The sequence below is a fragment of the Arthrobacter sp. zg-Y1116 genome, assembly GCF_024385485.1.
Taxonomy (GTDB): domain Bacteria; phylum Actinomycetota; class Actinomycetes; order Actinomycetales; family Micrococcaceae; genus Arthrobacter_B.
The window spans coordinates 930,285-947,743 of sequence record NZ_JANFLR010000001.1 but is presented as its reverse complement, the minus strand read 5'-3'; the positions used below and the strand labels follow the sequence as shown (position 1 = coordinate 947,743).

Sequence of the window (17,459 nt, the reverse complement as noted above, 5' to 3'; positions counted from 1 at the left end):
GTCGCGGATTAGCGCTCGCGGACGGCCTGGACGACGACGTCGCGCAAGGTGACCTGGCTGCCGTCCGGCGCGGTCATGGAGCGCGGATGTTCCTCGGCGACGGTGATGCTCCATGTCGCCGGATCCAGCAGCGCCCGGATGGCTTCGGCAGTCACGACCGTGTCGGCCGGCGGGTGGTGCCCGTGCGCTGTGGTGGCCTCGTCGTCGTGCGCGTGCCCGACAATCAGGAGGGTGCCGCCCGGTGCCACCCACTCCGCGACCCGGGTATAGAACGTCAGCTGCGGCATGGCCGGGTGGGCGTAGTTGGTGGTGACCAGGTCAAAGCGGCGTCCCGGTTCCCAGGAGACCAGGTCCGCCTCGATCCAGTCCACGCTGCCGGACAGTGTCTGCGCTTCGGCACGCCGGGACGCTGCGGCGAGGGCAGATGCCGATACGTCCGCACCCACTACCGTCCAGCCGTGCGCGGCCAGTTCCAGGGCTTCCGCGCCCGTTCCGCAGCCGGCGTCCAGCGGCGTGCCTGCCGGGAGCTCCGCCGCGAGGCGCGCCACGTAGGGGTTCGCGGGCGGCTGGTGGCCGCCGGCCGGGGCGGTGTCCGGGGCCTCGTGCCAGTGCTGCTCCCAGTAGTCCTTGTCGAAGCTGTGTGTCATTGTTCCAGCGTAGTCCGGGCCGCGCCGGAGGTAGCTGGAGGTGTCCTCCTGCAGCAAGGCGGTGGCATCGCTGCACCTGGTGACGGCGCCGAAGCCGGTGTGGTGCAGTGGGCGTCGCTGGTTCGCAAAACCCATAGTCGCTCAGCATGCGAAGGAAAAGCCCCCCTGACACAAATATGAAATTTCCTAGAGCCCGTATGGACATTCATATTTTGGCAACACAGTGTTGGCGACACCCTGTTGGGAACGCAGTTGGGAACGCGCCTACAGAAGCCACGACGATCATTTTGGGGATGATATGAGCCGCATAGTGCAATCAAACACTGTTCATCGAGAGGCAACTACCCGTCCTGTGCAGCACCACGCCAGCACAACCACCCTGTGGTCCGTCCTGAGCATAGAGCCCGAGCGGAGGGATGCGGGTGATGAAATAGTCCGCCGTATTGTGGGCCCGCTGTCTTCCCAACTGCGGGTCGGGGAGGGGAACCGGTTCCGGTTTTCACGCAACCTGGAATCCGCCCATCCGGCCGTAGTCCTGCATTTGCTTGCCACCGACGACGTCGTTAAGCGCCTATGGAAGTTTGCGCACGCGCTGGCGGACGAAAGCGCTGCCACACTGGGCCCCGTGAAGATCTCCCAGGCGCCGGACATCATTTATCCACCACGGCCGGGCGAACCGGTACCTGAGGTGGTGGAAGCGGGGCTTGCCCGGTTCGGTGGGCCAAAGGGCTTGGAACTGGCTTCCGGGATTTCCGAGGTGTCTTCGGACCTGGCTTTGTGGGCAGTCAACCGCTTTCCCCGCCTCAACATGCGCTCGATGCTGGCTGCCCTGCTGCTCTACGACGCCGGCCACGCCATGATGTGCGGACCCCGGTCCGCTGTTTGGCCCGACCGCAGAACCACTAGCTGGGACTTCTACTGGAACGCTCATCTGCACGCCTGCACAGGATCTTTTGGCGCGCAGTCGGAGCATGCGCGCAGGGCAGCGATGGCGCAGATGGCACCGCGGGTTATGCCCGCGCACAGGGTGATGGCCGCCCTTGCCGCGGAGTCGGCAGTGGATGTCTGGCGGAAGCGCTGGGCAAGGACCGTCGATGAATATTTGTACCGGGCAGACAAGCAACGCATCAGTCGCAGTGCGCAGCAGCTGGCTACGGGGGCCAGCCAGCTGGCACTGAAACAGCTGGGCTTCCCGCTCCGGGAACAGGGGGCACTCGGGATCTACGCGCGTGCTTGGAGTAAGGATATTGAAGCGAAGTATTCCGGTGAGGAGAGCTCGTCGCAGCCGTCGAAGCCGGGTAGGAAATGACGGTGTAGGCGGCACACGCCAGGGGCCACCGCTTATGCTCGGGACCACAATTTCCTAGAACTGGATCCCCCGGGAGAGGGCGCCGTCCGCCAGGACGTTCGCTCCGGTCATCCGGGAGGCGCGCGGGCTGGAGACGAACACAACGACGTCGGCCACCTCCTGCGCGCTGCCCATCCGCCCGGTGGGATTCAGCGCCATGGACGAGGCGAACATCTCCGGACTGTTCCGTTCCATGCTCTGCCAGACGCCGCCGTCGTGATAGGTGTTGCCCGGCGACACCGTGTTCGCGCGGATCCCTGTCCCGGCCAACTGGAAGGCCAGCCCTGCCATATAGGCGATCAGCGCGGACTTGACCGTTCCGTACGGGCCGGACGCGAAATCCACCTCCCGGCCGGAGACGCTGGAAATGGCCACCAGCGACGGCGACTCGCTGCGCCCAACATGCGGGACCGCAGCCTGCATCAGGCGTACGGTGCCCATCAGGTCTACCCGCAGGCACGCTTCCCACGATTCGGCGCTGTCGTCGATGGCCAGGGCGCTGACGTTGCTGACCACCGCGTCCAAAGCGCCGAAGCGTCCGGCGACGGCATCCACCCAGGCGGCCACGGCATCGCCGTCGCCCACGTCCAGGACGGCGCCTTCCACCTTCACCCCGCTGCCGGCCAACGCCGTTTCGGTAGCGGTGATTTCCGCCGCGTCCCGGGCACAGAAGGCCACGTTGGCCCCTTCCGCGGCGAACGCTTCCACGATGGCCCGCCCGATTCCGCGGGTTCCGCCGGTGACCAGTGCCGTCTTGCCGTTCAACTGCAGATCCATGATTCCTCCGGAGCGGGTTGTCGGGTCTTAGAGAAGTTCTTCGCTGCGCCGGCGCAGGTCGGCGTGCAGCCCGTCGTAGGCCGTGGCGGGCGGGAACAGGGCCTTGCGTGCCTTGACCACCACGGAGTAATTGGCGTCCACGGCGTTGGCGATCGGGGCCTGCGCTGTCTGGGTGAGCAGCTGGTAGGCGTCCATCTGGTGCAGGCCGAAGAGCTCACCGAACCAGCGCACCATCTCCACCTGGCCGATGCGCCAGGAATCCTCCATGGGCCGGGACGAACCGACGGCCATCCACTCGGCATCGGTCTCCAGCCTCGGCCAGGCCGGGGCTCCGCCCTTGATCAGTTCCACCAGGATCGTGGAATGCATGGCCCCTTCCACGGCGGTGCCGCAGGCTTCACCTTCGCCCTGGCGGTAGTGCCCGTCTCCGATGGAGAACAGTGCGCCCGGCTGGTTCACCCCGAGGTACACGGTGGTTCCGGCCTTCACCTCCGGGGCGTCCATGTTTCCGCCGAAGCGTTCCGGGACCAGGGAGGAGCGGACCTCCCCGCCGGGAGGAGCCACCCCCACCGTTCCCAGCATGGGTTCCAGCGGCAGGGCGACCTCAAAGTTCCCGAACCGGGCGGAGAAACCGACGGTGGATCGGGCCGAGTCCACGTGGTAGATCCAGGTGGTGTCCGGCAACGGATCCTGCAGGAAAGCGGTCCGGTCGGTGCTGGTGAGCCCGCCGAAGAACGGGATGGTGGCGGAGGCGCCGTAGCTTCGCGCCGGGGTCAGCTCCACGATGTGCAGGGCGAGCGTATCGCCGGGTTCGGCACCCTCGACGTAGAACGGCCCGGTCTGCGGGTTGACGAAGTTGAGGTCGACCTTTTCGCTGGACAGGTCCTCGACCGAAGTCAGCGCGTTGTTGAACGCGTCCTCGGACCAGAGCTTCAACGCGGTTCCCGGCCGGACTGTCATCACGGGCTCAGCCCCGCCGAAGGTGTACACCAGCTGATCCGGACGCGGGCGGTACTCAAGGATTTCCATGGGGCCGGATGCTATCGAAGGATTCCGGTTCTGGATACACGCGGCGTCGGGCTTGCTCCAGGCGAAGCGGCGGCGCCGGCCCGGTTTCCATCGAAACCGGGCCGGTAGCCGGAGCGCCGGGCGTCTTGCTCTCCGAGGACGTCGTCTCTTACGCCCTTGAGGGCAAACGATCCTTGAGGCGGCGGTACCGGCGGCGGATGAGGCTAACGAGGCTTGCGTCGCTGACTGCGGCTTCCAGAAGTCGCGCCCGTTCCTCTGCCCTCTCTGTTTGGGCCTTCAGCTCGTGCAGAAGGCTCTCGGAATAGTTGAGCCGCTGGTGCAGGTGGTGGAAGTGTTCCTCGATCGATCCCTCCAGATGCAGCAACGGGGCGATGCCTTGGCTGCCCGCATATTCCCGGAGGTAACGGTCGCGGACCACCCGGTCGTAGAGCCTATGCGCTTCGTTGCCCGCGAGGACACTGTTAGCGGTCTCGTCTGTGGCCTCCAAACGTTGCCGCCAGAAGGCGAGCGGCTCACCGTCGATGAACCCGACGGGGTGCACCTGCATGACCCGAAGCAGGAATTCCCAATCCCCGACGGCGGTCAGGTTCTCATCGAAGCCGCCAACCTCTTCGTGGAGTGAGCGCCGGTACAGCAGGGAAATGGGAACGCAGCGGTTGTAGCGCAGGATTTCGCCCAGCAAAAGCGCCGGCACTGCGGGGCCGAACGGTGCACGTCCGGTTTCCGTGATGGTTTCCCCGTCCAGGCGCTCGTAGACGATTTCAGTCCGCACCCCCACCGCGGCGTCGGTGCTGCTGTCCAGGTATTCGACGGTCCGGGCGAGGAAATCCGCGTGCCAGGTGTCATCGTCGTCGTGGATTACCAGATACTGCGACGACGACGCCGCGATCCCGGCGTTCGAAGCGGCTTCCATTCCACGGCTGGTGGCGTGGTGGATGACGGTCACCCGGTCCTCGAGTTTGTCCTTGAAGCCATTCACGAGTTCATCGACCACGGCCGCCCGACCGCCGTCATTGACGATGACGAGATGCCAGTTCTGGAATTTCTGGTCGAGCACATCTCCGATTGCACGCTTCAGCAGAACCGGGCGGTTCTTTGTGCGCATGATGATTGCGACGTCGGCGGTACGCATCTGCATGGTTGCCTCTTTCTTGGAAACAGTTGGCGGGGAGCGGCTATCCTTCTCGCCATTCTTACCCATTTCCGGCGGAGGGCCGAACGCGGCAAACTGCCGTGGTGCCCCTTGCACCGGCCCGGCGGAACGGTCAGGGCGCGAGCAACCGCAGCAGGCGGGCGACTTCGCCGGCCACCGCGTTCCGGGCAGGAGTGATGTACTTGCGGGGATCAACAAGTGCGGCATCGGCATTGAGCGCCTGCCTGGCCGCGGCGGTGAAGAGCCCGTTGAGATGGGTGGAGATGTTGATCTTGGTCATCCCGGCACCGACGGCGCCGATTAACTCCTCATCGCTCAATCCGGAGGAGCCGTGCAGGACAAGGGGGACACCGGCACAGGCAGCCAGTTCTCCTATGAGCTCCCGGTCAACGGTCGCAACCCGGGCGGTCATGGCGTGTGAGGTTCCCACGGCGACGGCGAGGGCATCCACCCCGGTGGCGGCCACAAAGGCGGCCACCTCGTCCGGACGGCTTCGGGCGCCGGGGGCGTGCACGCCGTCCTTTCCGCCGACCTCGCCCAGCTCGGCTTCCACGAAGACCCCATGATCGTGGCAGAACTCAACGACTTTGCGGGTAGTTGCCACGTTCTCCTCATAATCGAGGGTGGAACCGTCAAACATCACGCTCTGCACCCCGAATTCGACGGCGGTGTACACAAGCTGAAGGTCTTCGGCATGGTCGAGGTGCACGATTGCCGGCACGCTTGCCGTGCGCGCAATGGCCAGGCTTGCCGCCATGATGGGTTCAAAGGACCCGTGGTAACTGACCGTGTTTTGGCTGATCTGAAGAATCACCGGCCGGCCCGCCCGCTCAGCTCCGGCCACGATGGCCTCCGCATGCTCAAGCAGCACCACATTGAAGGCGCCGATTCCCTGGCGGGCCGCGCTGGCGTTGGCCACGAGGTCGAGTTCAGTGGACGAGTTCATGAATACCCCAGGGGTCGGTAGTGGGCGGGAGGGTGAATGGCATGGCGCCTAGCGGTGCGCCTCAAGGCGTTCGCTGAGCAGGGTGAGGTGGGCGGGATCAATCGCTCCCGCTGTCGGAGCGAGCACCGCGGCGGCGCCGACGACGGCGGCCCGTCGAAGCGCCTCCGGCAGGGTCGCGCCGCCCACAAGTGCCGCCACGAGGCCGGCGGTCGTTGCGTCTCCGGCCCCGGTCGGATTGCCCGAAACGCCAGGCACGCCCGGCTGGGATTCGCGGGTTCCGTCACTGGAGGCGAGGACGAGGCCTGCCGCGCCCCTCGAGGCGATAACGCTCCCGGCGCCCTGCTCCAGCAACCGGGCAATGCCCGACTCGAGGTCTGCGGATCCCGTGGCCTCGAGCAGCTCTGCCTCGTTGGGCTTCACCAGATGGGCCCCGGCGCCGGCCGCGGCAACCAAAGCCGGCCCCCGGGCATCGACAATGACGAATGCTCCCGCGGTCCGGCCCGCTGCAACCAGCGAGGCGACCTGGCGGGGCGTGGTGCCGGGCGGGAAGGATCCGGCGATGACGAGGAAGCCGCCGGGTTCGCAGTTCTCCGCGGCCGCAGCCAGAAGAAGGTCCCAGCCCTGTGGGCCGAGGGAACCGCCGGGTTCGGCATAGAGCGTCGGATGCGCCAGGTCGTCAACAACTGCAACCGTCGTGCGGGTCTCATGGGCGGCATCAATGTTTACGGCCGCTACTCCGTCATCGGCGAGCTGCGTGCGGATCGACTCCCCGGCGGCGCCGCCGAGCGGCTGAACGGCCAAGGCATCCACACCCAACTGCCGGAGCACCTGCACCACGTTGATGCCCTTGCCGCCGGCACGACGCCGCACGCGCAGGACACGCACGGTCTCGCCGAGCACCTGCCGTGCCACGTTGTAGGTGACATCCACCGCCGGGTGCGGCGTGATCACGACTACGCGCGCCACGGCCCGGCCCTCAGCGCGGACACGACCCCGGACTCCCGCGCCCCGAAGCCGCCGGTTACCCCGCCGCGCAGGCTGCTTCCCGCAGCGGTCATGTCAGGACAACGGAGCGGGTCAGCGAGCGGGGATGGTCGGGGTCAAGGCCGCGGGACTTCGCCAGGCCCACGGCGAAGCGTTGCGCCACCACCAGCCCGGCCTGCGGGTCCAGATCGTGGTGCAGGAATCTGGCACCCGTCGCGGCAACCTCTTCGGCCAGTCCGGCCGGGGGTTCGCCCAGGCTCCAGACCAGCCGGCCGGGCTCGGCAATCGAGATCGGCCCGTGCCGGTAATCCATGGCCGGATAAGACTCCGCCCAGAACTGCGCGGACTCGCGGGTTTTCAGGGCAGCCTCATACGTGAGGCCGACCGCGAAGCCGCGGCCGACGAACGTGCATTGGCCCGCGGTGAGCAGTTCATCAACCGGAATGCTCAGCGCTGCCTGCACGTCGGTGAGCAGGGGCTCGATGTCTTCGCCGAGATGGACGCGCAGCAGAGTCAGCACCGAGGTGGCGAACCGGGTCTGCACCACGGACTGCTCGTCGGCGAACGGCAGGGCGATAACGGAATCCGCCGCGGCCCCGGCGGGGGAATCGGCCACGGCCGTGATCAGCGTGGTGGGGGTCGACCCCAGTGATTTCAGCAGATCCACGATCTCCGTGGTGGTGCCTGAGCGGGAGATGGCGATTACCCGGTCGTAGTCCCGGCCGGCGGGGTATTCACTTCCGGCATAGGCGTCGGTCACGCCGTGTCCTGCCTTCTCACGCAGCACGGCGTAGGACATGGCCATGAACCAGCTGGTTCCGCATCCGATGACGGCAACCCGCTCGCCGCTGCGGGGAAGCCTCTCGGCGATCTCGGGCACCAACTGGGCAGCGAGCCTCCAGGTGTCGGGTTGGGAGGCAATCTCTGCTTCTACGAAGGTGGCAGGCATGGGCTTCTTTCGGTCACAGGGGGCGGTGAACAAACTAAGATTGGTTTTGATCGATATACCGTTAGTTGAGCAGAATCAATCAGGGTTAGCAAGGTTTTGTGTGAGAAAATGACCAGATAACGAAAGGTTGGCCGTCAGATGACCCAGCAACAGCGCCTGAATGTCGTACTTGATCTCGTGAGCGAACGGGGGAGCGTCTCGATCGCTGAGGTGAGCGAGGCGCTCGGAGTCTCCACTGCCACCGTGCGGCGCGACCTCAATACGCTCGCCGACCAACGCCTGGTGACGCGTACCCACGGCGGTGCGGCAGCACTTGGGTCCGGCTACGAACTGCCCCTGCAGTACAAGATTGCCCGCCAGGCGGACGCCAAGGGCGCGATCGCCAAGGCCGTGGCCGACCTCATCCACCCCGGCGAATCGGTGGGCCTCAACGGCGGCACAACAACCAGTGAGGTGGCCCGGATGCTCGGGCGCAGTGCACAGCTGCATCCGGTCGGAGATGCTCCGGGCGTCACGATTGTGACCAACGCGCTCAACATCGCCTACGAGATGTCAGTGCGCGAGCACATCAAGATTGTCGTCACGGGCGGGGTGCCGCGGCGCCAGTCCTATGAACTCATCGGGCCCCTCGTGGCCGCGTCATTGCGGGACTTCAGTATCGATACGGCGGTTCTCGGCGTCGACGGGCTCAGTGCCGCCTTCGGGGCGACAACCCTGCATGAGGGCGAGGCGGAGGCAAGCCGGGAAATTGCTGCGGTCTCGCGGAGGGTCGTCATCGCCGCCGACTCGACCAAGCTGGGGCGCAGCACCTTTGCCCGCATCTGCCCGCTCGCGAACATCGACGTCCTGGTCACCGACCAGCCCGTCGCCCCGGACCTTGCTGCGGAGTTTGCGGCGGCCGGAGTGGACGTCATCGTGGCGGCAGCAGTCCGGTAGCGCCGGTACCCTCCCGGACTCCCGCGGACTCTCCACTCCGGCACGCGGCGGGCGGGCAGCGCCAGGAGGCCGGTCGGCGTACCTGGAGGTTGTAGCCTCGGGCGTGGAACAGAGCAGCTGCGCCACTGCGTTTTGTCACAAGATGATCACTTTGGATTAGTTAGTGACAAATTCGTGCACGTGCTGCAAGATGGCGTCATGCACAATGATCCGGAATCCCAGAGCGCCGCCGCCCCAGCCGCAGGGGCGGCTCCGCTTCGGGTGGCCGTGATCGGTTTCGGGGCCCGCGCTGCCATCGCCGGGAACGTGGCCCTGGCCCGCCCGGGTGCCCGTGTCGTCGCCGTCGTTGAACCCCATGAAGCCGGCCGTGACCGCGCCAGGCGGACCTACCCCGATGCCGTGCTCCACACCGAGCTTGACGCCCTGATTCGGGAAGGCGGCATCGACGCCGCGATCGTGACCTCCCCGGACCACACCCACGAAGCCATCGCGGTGAAACTGCTCAAGGCGGGTATCGCTTCCTATCTCGAAAAACCCCTGGCGATCACGCTCGAGGGGGCGGACAGGGTCCTCACCGCAGCAGCCGAATCCGGCACGCTGCTCTACGTGGGCCACAACTTCCGCCATTCCGGTGTGGTCCGGGCGATGCGGGAAATCATCGAGCGGGGTGAAATCGGCGAGGTCAAGGCCGTCTGGGTGCGGCACTTTGTGGGCAACGGCGGCGACTACTACTACAAGGACTGGCACGCTGACCGCTCAAAGACCGGCAGCCTGCTGCTGCAGAAGGCCAGCCACGACATCGATGCGGTGCACTACCTCGCCTCGGGATACACCCGCCGGGTGGTCGCCATGGGGGAGCTGATGGTTTACGGCGGCGTCACCGACCGCCGCACCCGGCACGGCGAAACCATGCCCGACTGGTTCTCCTACGACAACTGGCCGCCCGGCCGGCAGACCGGGCTCAACCCGGTGGTGGACGTGGAGGACCTGTCCATGATGCTGATGACGCTCGATAACGGCGTGATGGCCAGCTACCAGCAGTGCCATTTCACGCCCGACTACTGGCGCAACTACACGGTGATCGGCACGGAAGGCCGGCTCGAGAACGTCGGCGACACCGCCGGCGGCAGTATCAAGGTCTGGAACCGGCGCCGTGAATGGCAGGTCGCGGGTGACCTCGAATATCCCATTGACGGCGCAGCCAGCGGCCATGAAGACGCAGACCTGCTCACGATGACTGAATTCTTCGACGCCCTGGTCGACGGCGCCCCCACAGTTGTCAGCCCGCGCGCGGCCCGGGAAGCGGTCGCGGCGGCTTACCTCGCCGCAGAGTCCCTTCGCAACGGGTCGCGGGCCATCGACGTGCCCGCCCTCCCGGCGCATGTCGCCCGGCACTTCCCGCAAACGCCGGCCCCGGTGACCACACCGGCCACAGACTCCATTCACACCGCGCAATCAACCCTTGGAAGGACCTCCTGATGAAAAACCTGTTCCCTTCTGCCGCTTGGCGCTCCGCCCGGCGCACTCCCGTACGCCCGCCCACCCGGCGGGTCGCCGCCGGGGTCGCGCTCGGCGTCGGGCTGGCCATGGTGACCAGCGGATGCGGTTCGAATGCGGAGTCCGCCGAGCCGGGCGAGTATTCGGCTGCCGACAAAGACCTGACCGCAGAGATCACCTACGGGGTGTGGGACAAGAACCAGGTGGCGGCGATCGAAGAGAACATCACCGCGTTCAACGAGGAGTACCCGAACATTGACGTCTCGGTCAATGTCACGCCCTATGCCGAATACTGGACCAAGCTGCAAACGCAGGCCTCCAGCGATACCCTTCCTGATCTCTTCTGGATCAACGGCCCGAACATCGGTCTCTACGCCTCGAACGGCAAGCTTGAGCCGATTACCGGCGCCGTTGACGCGGGCGATATCGATCCGGCCAACTATCCGGAAGCACTTGTTGACCTGTACACGATCGACGACGTCCGGTACGGCGTGCCCAAGGACTTCGACACCATCGGCATCTGGGCCAACAAAGCCCTCTTCGAGAAGGCCGGCGTGCCGCTGCCCACAGGGGACTGGACCTGGGAAGAGTTCCAGAAGACGGCTGCCGACATCTCCGCGGCGCTGGCTGCCGACGGCTCATACGGCGGTGCCGGCGGAATGGACGGCCAGACCACGTACTACAACACCATCTTCCAGGCCGGCGGCACCGTGATCGAAGACGGCACATCGGGCTACTCCTCACCGGAGACGCAGGCAGGAATCCAGTTCTGGACCGACCTGATCGCCAACAACGGTTCGCCGTCCATCCAGCAGCTCACGGACACGACGGCGGACCAGTGGTTCACCTCGGGCAAGCTCGCCATGTACTGGGGCGGCAGCTGGTTCCGCTCGGCGCTGACCGATACGGAACTGGAAAGCGACGTCGTGGTGCTGCCGCTGCCGCAGGGCGAGGAACAAGCCACCGTGATCCACGGCGTGGCGAACGTTGTCTCGGCAACATCGAAGGAGAAGCAGGCGGCGCAGGCCCTGCAGGCCTTCCTGGCCAGCAAGGAGGCGCAGCAGCAACAGGGCGACGCCGGAGCGGTCATCCCCGCCTTCGAAGGAACCCAGAGCGCATTCACCGGTTCCATGCCCGAGGCCAATCTCCAGGTATTCCTTGACGCACTCGACTACGCCCAGCCCCTGCCGGTAAGCAAAAACTCCGCCGTGTGGAACGCCTTTGAGACAGACTTGCTGCCGCAGGGGTTCTCCGGGGAGAAGCCGGTGAAGGACACAGCGGATGAGCTGGCAAGCAAGATGAACGCTGCGCTCGCCGAAGAATGATGCCATGACGACAACTGACCGCCGTGCAGGCCGCCCCGCGCCGTCCCAGGAGGACGGCGCGGGGCAGGCCCGCCCGGCCCCGCTGCCCGGACCGGCAGGGAAGCGCAGGCGCCCCGGCAGGGACGGATTGTGGCCGTGGTTCTTTATTGCGCCGCTGGTGCTCGGCATCGCCGTGTTCTACCTGTGGCCGATTGTCCAGACCGTCGCCATGTCCTTCACGGAGACAGGGCCGTTCGGCGGGTCGACCTTTGCGGGCCTGCAGAATTACACCGAGTTGCTGGCCGACCCGCAGCTGTACCGGTCGCTGGGCAACACGCTGCTGTACACCGGCATTGTGATGCTGGGGATACCCATCGCGGTCTACCTGGCGAGCCTGCTGAACCTTCCGGGCCTGCGCTTCGCCTCCGTCTACCGGGTGCTTTTCTTCCTCCCGTACGTCGCCATGCCGACGGCGGTCGCCATGGTCTGGCGGCTCATTTTCAACGGCGATTTCGGGCTGGTGAACTACGGCCTGGGATTCCTGGGCATTGACGGGCCCTACTGGATCAGCACGCCGGTGTTCGCAATGGTGGCGGTGGCGATTGTGGGGCTGTGGTCCTCGCTCGGATTCAGCCTGATTGTGCTGGCTGCAGGGCTCAAGAACATTCCGCCGGAACTCTATGAAGCCGCCGAGCTCGACGGTGCAACCCGCTGGGGACAGTTCAAATCCATCACCGTTCCGCTGCTTTCACCCAGCGTCTTCTTCGTCACGATCGTTACGGTCATCTCCAGCTTCCAGCTCTTCGACCTGCTCTACGCGATCCTGGGCAGCAGCAACCCCGTCCTGCCCAAGAGCATGTCCCTCGTCTACTTCTTCTACCGAGAAGGATTCGTCAACAACGACAAGGGGTTCGCGGCCGCGATCGCCATGGTGATCCTCCTGATCATCGGCTTCGTCACCCTGCTGCAGTTCCGGTTCCAGAAGAAGTGGGTGCAGAGTGACTAACAGGTTAATGCCCGTGCGGATGCCCGATGCGGTGCCGGAGACGGCGTCGAAATCGCTGCAGCGGAAGTCCCGCGCCCGGGCGAGGGCACGGGCCCGACGGCGGGGCGGCTCCCACGCCGTGGCGCACATTGTGCTGGGACTGGGTGCACTGGTCATGGCCTTCCCCTTCGTGTGGCAGATCATCATGTCGCTGTCCACCAACGCCGAGGTCCAAAGCGTCACGCCGGTGTTCTGGCCGGCGGAGCTGCAGTGGTCGAACTATGCGGAGGTCTTCGAGCGGCTGCCCTTCCTGGGCCAGCTGCAGAACTCCGTGGTGATTACGGTGATCCGCACCCTGGCACAGATCCTCTTCTGCACGCTGGCCGGCTATGCCTTCGCCCGGATGCGTTTCCGCGGCCGGTCGGTCCTGCTCGCCCTGGTGCTGTCGATCCTGATGGTCCCGTCGCAGGTTTACCTCCTGTCCCAGTACCAGATTGTGCAGGGCCTCGGGCTGCTGGACAGTGTGGGCGGCCTTGTCCTGCCCGGCCTTTTCAGCGCTTTCGGGACCTACCTGATGCGCACGGCCTTCCTGAGCATGCCCGCGGAGTTGGAGGAAGCCGCACGGCTGGACGGCGCGAATCCGTTCCAGATTTTCTGGCGGGTCATGCTGCCGCTGGCGCGGCCCACCATGAGTGTCCTGGCCATCACCACAGTGCTGTGGTCATGGAACGAGTTGCTCTGGCCGCTGGTGGTAACCACCTTCAGCGACCGGATGCCGTTGTCTGCCGGGCTGGCAACCCTGATTGGCGACCGTACTACGGACTACCCCGTGGTGATGGCCGCGAGCCTGCTGGCCATGGCGCCGGTGCTTCTCTTGTTCATCTTGTTGCAGCGCCGGGTTATTGACGGCCTCGCCTCAAGCGGCCTGAAGTAATCCTCGACATCTGGAGAATCATGAAAAAACCTACGCTGGCGGTTCTTCTGGCTGCCGCTGTCGCCCTTGCCGGGCCGGCGGCAGCAGCCGTCGCCCTTGACCCCGCACCCGCCGCCCCCTCCGTCTACGTGCCGGGCGATACGGCCGCCACGGTGGCCTACGAACCCAGCAACGAGGTGATCGCCAACCCCCAGCGCGGGTTCTACCACCACACCGAGACCCACTACCGCGCGGACGGTTCGGGCTACGTCCCGCTCGATGCAGCGGCCCTGGCAGCACTCCGGCCGCAGGGCATAACGCAGATCCTGCGGGTCTTTTACCTGGAGAAGTTCGCAGCGGACCCGGTCCTCGATGAGGAGTTCCTGGCGCTGGTCCAGGCCGACTACGACACGGCACGTGAAGCCGGAGTGTCGGTGATTACGCGGTTCGCCTATGTCCAGGGCGGTGCCTGGCCCTACGTGCCGCCTTACGGAGACGCACCCCTGGACGTGGTGCTTGCGCATATCAAACAGCTTGGACCGGTGCTGCGCGCGAACTCCGACGTGATTCCAGTAGTGCAGAACGGGCTGATCGGGTTGTGGGGCGAGGGCTACTACACGGATCACTTCGTGGCAGACCCGGCGAATCCCGGCGTCGTGACCCCGGAGGACTGGGCCAAGCGCTCGGCCGTCACCCAGGCCCTGCTCGATGAGCTGCCCGCAGACCGCGGTGTCCAGGTGCGCACGATGGCCTCGAAGCAGCAGATGCTCGGAGTGCCCGCCGCGGCGTCGAGTGCAGTCACGGCCGCGGAGGCGTACACGGATACCGCCATAGCGCGCACCGGACACCACAACGACTGCCTGCTCGCCGCCCCGGACGACTGGGGCACCTTCCTTTCGGACCCGATCACCCTGGACCAGGAGTACCTGGCCGCTGACAGCCTCTACGTTCCGGTGGGCGGCGAAACCTGCAACGTGAACCCGCCCCGGTCGGAATGGGAAAGCGCCTCGGCCGAACTGGCCCGCTATCACTACAGCTACCTCAACACCGACTACAACCGGGACGTGCTGAATTCCTGGGGCGAGGCAGGGCTTGCCGAGACGGCGAAGAGGCTGGGCTACCGGTTTGTTATGGAGTCCTCCTCCGTTGCACCGGCGGATGGCTCCGCTGTGTCCACTGCAGCGGCGGATGAGTCCGTGGTGGTTTCCGTTGACGTACGCAATGACGGGTGGGCCGCCCCCTATACGCCGCGGACGGCCCTGCTGGTGCTGACCGGCAGCGATGGATCCACAACTTCGGTGCCGTTCACGTCCAACGCCGATCTCCGCCGCTGGCTCCCGGGAACAACCAACACGTTGTCCACCACGCTGAGCCTGTCCGATCCGGCGCTCGCTTCCCTGGCCGAAGGCAGCTATCAGCTCGCGGTTGCCTTCCCGTCATCCGATCCGGGTACCGCAGCCGATGCCCGGTTCGCCGTGCAGGCCGCAAATATCGGCACCTGGAATGCGTCTGAGGGCACGAACCTGTTGGGACAGACCGTAATGATCGGCTCCCGGGCCGCGGTGCCCGGGCCGGTGACTCCTGAGCCGTCGACGGCGCCGGTTGTGCCGCCGGTAGCGACTACGCCAGCCCCGCCCGCCCCGCAGGTGGATGTCCTTGCCAACACCGGCGGCGGACTGGGGCCTGTCTCCGCTCTCGCGCTGGGCGGTTCCGCCCTGCTGGCCATCCTCGTCGGCGGTGCCTTCCTGGTCTATCGGCGGCAGCTGGAGCGGCGCACCTGACGCCCGGGAATACCCGGATCCCTGCAGCTGCCGGGGGATCATTGGCCCGTTGGGTCATCACAACGCCGCTACGACGAGGAAACCAGCATGTCCCTACCAGCCATATCGCTCGGTGCCGGATCTTCAACGGTCCTGGCCTTCGACGTCGGCGGAACCTACATCAAGGCAGGTGTGGTCGGACCCTCGGGCCGGCTGCAGGCGTTCTGCCGTGTTCCGACTCCCCTCGACAAGGCCAGGCCCGCAGAAGCAGTGCTGGACCGGATCGCGGCGCTTGCCCGCGACTTTAGGAGCGAGCTGCCCGAAAGCCGGATCGAGGCCGCGGGAGTGATCGTGCCCGGGATTGTTGACCCGGGCACGGGAACCGCTGTCTATTCCGCCAACCTCGGCTGGCGGAACTATCCCTTTGCGGAGGAAGCGGAACGAAGGCTGGGAATCCCCGTGGCGTTTGGACACGACGTCGCTGCCGCCGGAGACGCGGAAGTGCGGTTGGGCGGGGCGAAGGACTTCCGGGACGTCCTGGTCATCGTCATCGGAACCGGGATCGCCGCCGCCGTTTTCTGCGAGGGCAAACGGGTCACGGCCGGGGGATATGCCGGCGAAATCGGGCAGGCCCTTGTCCCGGCCGGTTCGCTGACCGGTACTGCCACGCTGGAATCCGTGGCGTCCGCCGCCGCCATCGCCCGGAGGTATGCGGCACAGGCGGGGCACCAGGTGGACGGTGCCCGGGAGGTGGCGGACCGTGCCCTTCAGGGGGATGCGGTGGCGCGGCGGGTCTGGGGCGACGCCGTGGACGCCCTCGCCTTCAGCATCGCCCAGTGCGCCAACATTCTTGGGACGGAGGCCTTCATCATCGGCGGCGGGTTGTCCCAGGCCGGTGATGCCCTCCTGGTTCCCCTGCGCGAGCGCCTGGACCGGCTGCTGGGATCCGCCCGGCGTCCGCACATCCTGTGCGCCCGGCTGGGCCAGGATGCCGGCTTCATCGGAGCCGCCCTGAACGCGCGGGAGTTGCTGCTGAACCGGCCTGCCCGTCTGTCACCGGAATCCGCACCGTCAGGAACCGCATGATCGTCGAAGCCGCAGCGGTGCTCACCCCCGAGGGCATGCACGAGCCGGGCTGGGTCGAAGTGGACGGCGAGGACATTACCAGCGCCGGTCCCGGCAGCCCTCTCCGCCGGGCTGACTACAGTCTTGACGCCACGGTGGTTCCAGGATTCATCGATGCGCACGTCCATGGCGGCGGCGGGTACTCCTTCAGCGACCCGGAGGTCAACGCTGCCGATCGTATTGCCGCCGTCCATCTGGCACACGGCACCACCACCATGATGGCCAGCCTCGTGACCCGCCCCCATAACGAACTCGTGGCCAGTGTTCGCGGCCTTGCAGGAAAGGTGCGGGACGGCGTCGTCGTTGGTGTTCATCTGGAAGGCCCTTGGCTGAGTCCTGACCACCGGGGTGCGCACGCGCCCGAATTCCTGCAGGAACTGCGGATGCCGGAGTTGCTGGAACTCCTCGAGGCCGGGGCAGGGGCCATCCGGATGGTCACCCTGGCGCCGGAGTTGGACGGCAGCCGCGAAGCCATTGCGGCAATCACCGCGCATGGAGCAAAAGCGGCCGTCGGCCATACCGGTGCCACGTATGCCCAAACCCTGGCGGCCATCGAGGCCGGTGCCCGCATTGGCACGCACTTGTTCAACGGCATGCGTCCGGTGCATCACCGCGAACCTGGACCTGCGATTGCACTATTGGAAAACAGTACGGTCTTCGCCGAAGTCATAGCTGACGGCGTGCACCTGCACCCGGCGACTGTCCGTACGGTGTTCAACAGCCCGTGCCGCACGGTCCTGGTCACCGATGCCATGGCCGCCGCCTGCGCCCCGGACGGCCGCTATGCCCTGGGCGGTGTCGCGGTGGATGTGCGTCAGGGGCAGGCGCGGGCCGTTGAGGGCGGAAGCATTGCCGGCAGCACACTGACTCTCGACGCCGCCCTGAGGTACACCGTGAAGACGGTGGGCATACCGCTGCCCAAGGCCGTCGAAGCACTCACCGGGAGCCCGGCCGCGATGCTTGGCCTCAGCAACGTCGGCCGAATCGAAGCGGCCCGGCGCGCTGATCTGGTTGCCCTGGACGGCGACCTGGCAGTGAAGGCCGTTATGCGCGCAGGCCAATGGGTTAGCGGCCCTTGAAAGGATGGGCCCGGACGCTGCCTTGGC

16 protein-coding genes are annotated in these 17,459 nt (G+C 66.3%); 9 read left to right on the top strand and 7 right to left on the bottom strand.

The features are described 5' to 3' along the window. Positions 1–8: 8 nt before the first annotated feature. Entirely contained in the window at positions 9–647 is a 639-nt protein-coding gene (locus tag NNX34_RS04450; protein WP_255765306.1) for a bifunctional 2-polyprenyl-6-hydroxyphenol methylase/3-demethylubiquinol 3-O-methyltransferase UbiG, read from the bottom strand. A 352-nt stretch (positions 648–999) separates the two neighbouring features. Here NNX34_RS04450 and NNX34_RS04445 point away from each other — a divergent pair, with 352 nt between their 5' ends. Next, positions 1,000–1,956, top strand: coding sequence for a lantibiotic dehydratase C-terminal domain-containing protein (locus tag NNX34_RS04445; RefSeq protein ID WP_255765305.1), 957 nt, complete (start codon positions 1,000–1,002; stop codon positions 1,954–1,956). Positions 1,957–2,010: 54 nt separating this feature from the next. Here NNX34_RS04445 and NNX34_RS04440 read toward each other — a convergent pair whose 3' ends face one another. The 6 genes from NNX34_RS04440 to NNX34_RS04415 all read right to left on the bottom strand — a co-directional run bounded on the left by NNX34_RS04440 (position 2,011) and on the right by NNX34_RS04415 (position 7,833). After that, the gene (locus NNX34_RS04440) at positions 2,011–2,772 is read right to left on the bottom strand and encodes an SDR family NAD(P)-dependent oxidoreductase (RefSeq protein WP_255765304.1); all 762 of its coding nucleotides are present in this window, start codon (positions 2,770–2,772) and stop codon (positions 2,011–2,013) included. A gap of 27 nt (positions 2,773–2,799) precedes the next feature. Continuing rightward, positions 2,800–3,801 carry an acetamidase/formamidase family protein gene (locus tag NNX34_RS04435; protein WP_255765303.1) on the bottom strand — a complete coding sequence of 334 codons (1,002 nt, stop codon included), beginning with the start codon at positions 3,799–3,801 and terminating at the stop codon, positions 2,800–2,802. A 148-nt stretch (positions 3,802–3,949) separates the two neighbouring features. Further along, entirely contained in the window at positions 3,950–4,939 is a 990-nt protein-coding gene (locus NNX34_RS04430; RefSeq protein ID WP_255765302.1) for a glycosyltransferase family 2 protein, read from the bottom strand. A gap of 127 nt (positions 4,940–5,066) precedes the next feature. Beyond that, positions 5,067–5,900, bottom strand: coding sequence for a class II fructose-bisphosphate aldolase (locus tag NNX34_RS04425; RefSeq protein ID WP_255765301.1), 834 nt, complete (start codon positions 5,898–5,900; stop codon positions 5,067–5,069). A 48-nt stretch (positions 5,901–5,948) separates the two neighbouring features. Then, on the bottom strand, positions 5,949–6,866 hold the full coding sequence (locus NNX34_RS04420) for a PfkB family carbohydrate kinase (protein ID WP_255765300.1): 918 nt from the start codon (positions 6,864–6,866) through the stop codon (positions 5,949–5,951). An 88-nt stretch (positions 6,867–6,954) separates the two neighbouring features. After that, positions 6,955–7,833, bottom strand: coding sequence for an SIS domain-containing protein (locus tag NNX34_RS04415; protein WP_255765298.1), 879 nt, complete (start codon positions 7,831–7,833; stop codon positions 6,955–6,957). 138 nt (positions 7,834–7,971) lie between these two features. Here NNX34_RS04415 and NNX34_RS04410 point away from each other — a divergent pair, with 138 nt between their 5' ends. From NNX34_RS04410 to nagA, 8 genes are all read left to right on the top strand, one after another. Next, a complete protein-coding gene (locus NNX34_RS04410) occupies positions 7,972–8,769 on the top strand; it encodes a DeoR/GlpR family DNA-binding transcription regulator (protein ID WP_255765296.1) in 798 nt (265 codons plus the stop codon). Between the two features lie 198 nt (positions 8,770–8,967). Further along, a complete protein-coding gene (locus NNX34_RS04405; protein WP_255765295.1) occupies positions 8,968–10,248 on the top strand; it encodes a Gfo/Idh/MocA family protein in 1,281 nt (426 codons plus the stop codon). Next, entirely contained in the window at positions 10,248–11,591 is a 1,344-nt protein-coding gene (locus NNX34_RS04400) for a sugar ABC transporter substrate-binding protein (protein WP_255765294.1), read from the top strand. Before NNX34_RS04405 ends, NNX34_RS04400 begins: the two co-directional genes overlap by 1 nt. A gap of 4 nt (positions 11,592–11,595) precedes the next feature. Further along, the gene (locus tag NNX34_RS04395; RefSeq protein WP_255765293.1) at positions 11,596–12,576 is read left to right on the top strand and encodes a carbohydrate ABC transporter permease; all 981 of its coding nucleotides are present in this window, start codon (positions 11,596–11,598) and stop codon (positions 12,574–12,576) included. Further along, entirely contained in the window at positions 12,569–13,489 is a 921-nt protein-coding gene (locus NNX34_RS04390) for a carbohydrate ABC transporter permease (RefSeq protein ID WP_255765292.1), read from the top strand. The genes NNX34_RS04395 and NNX34_RS04390 overlap by 8 nt, the downstream gene beginning before the upstream one ends. A gap of 20 nt (positions 13,490–13,509) precedes the next feature. After that, positions 13,510–15,249 carry a DUF4832 domain-containing protein gene (locus NNX34_RS04385; protein WP_255765291.1) on the top strand — a complete coding sequence of 580 codons (1,740 nt, stop codon included), beginning with the start codon at positions 13,510–13,512 and terminating at the stop codon, positions 15,247–15,249. A gap of 87 nt (positions 15,250–15,336) precedes the next feature. Continuing rightward, the gene (locus NNX34_RS04380) at positions 15,337–16,314 is read left to right on the top strand and encodes an ROK family protein (RefSeq protein ID WP_255765290.1); all 978 of its coding nucleotides are present in this window, start codon (positions 15,337–15,339) and stop codon (positions 16,312–16,314) included. Beyond that, complete coding sequence (nagA, locus tag NNX34_RS04375; protein WP_255765289.1) at positions 16,311–17,432, top strand: N-acetylglucosamine-6-phosphate deacetylase; 1,122 nt, start codon at positions 16,311–16,313, stop codon at positions 17,430–17,432. Before NNX34_RS04380 ends, nagA begins: the two co-directional genes overlap by 4 nt. Positions 17,433–17,459 lie beyond the last annotated feature (27 nt).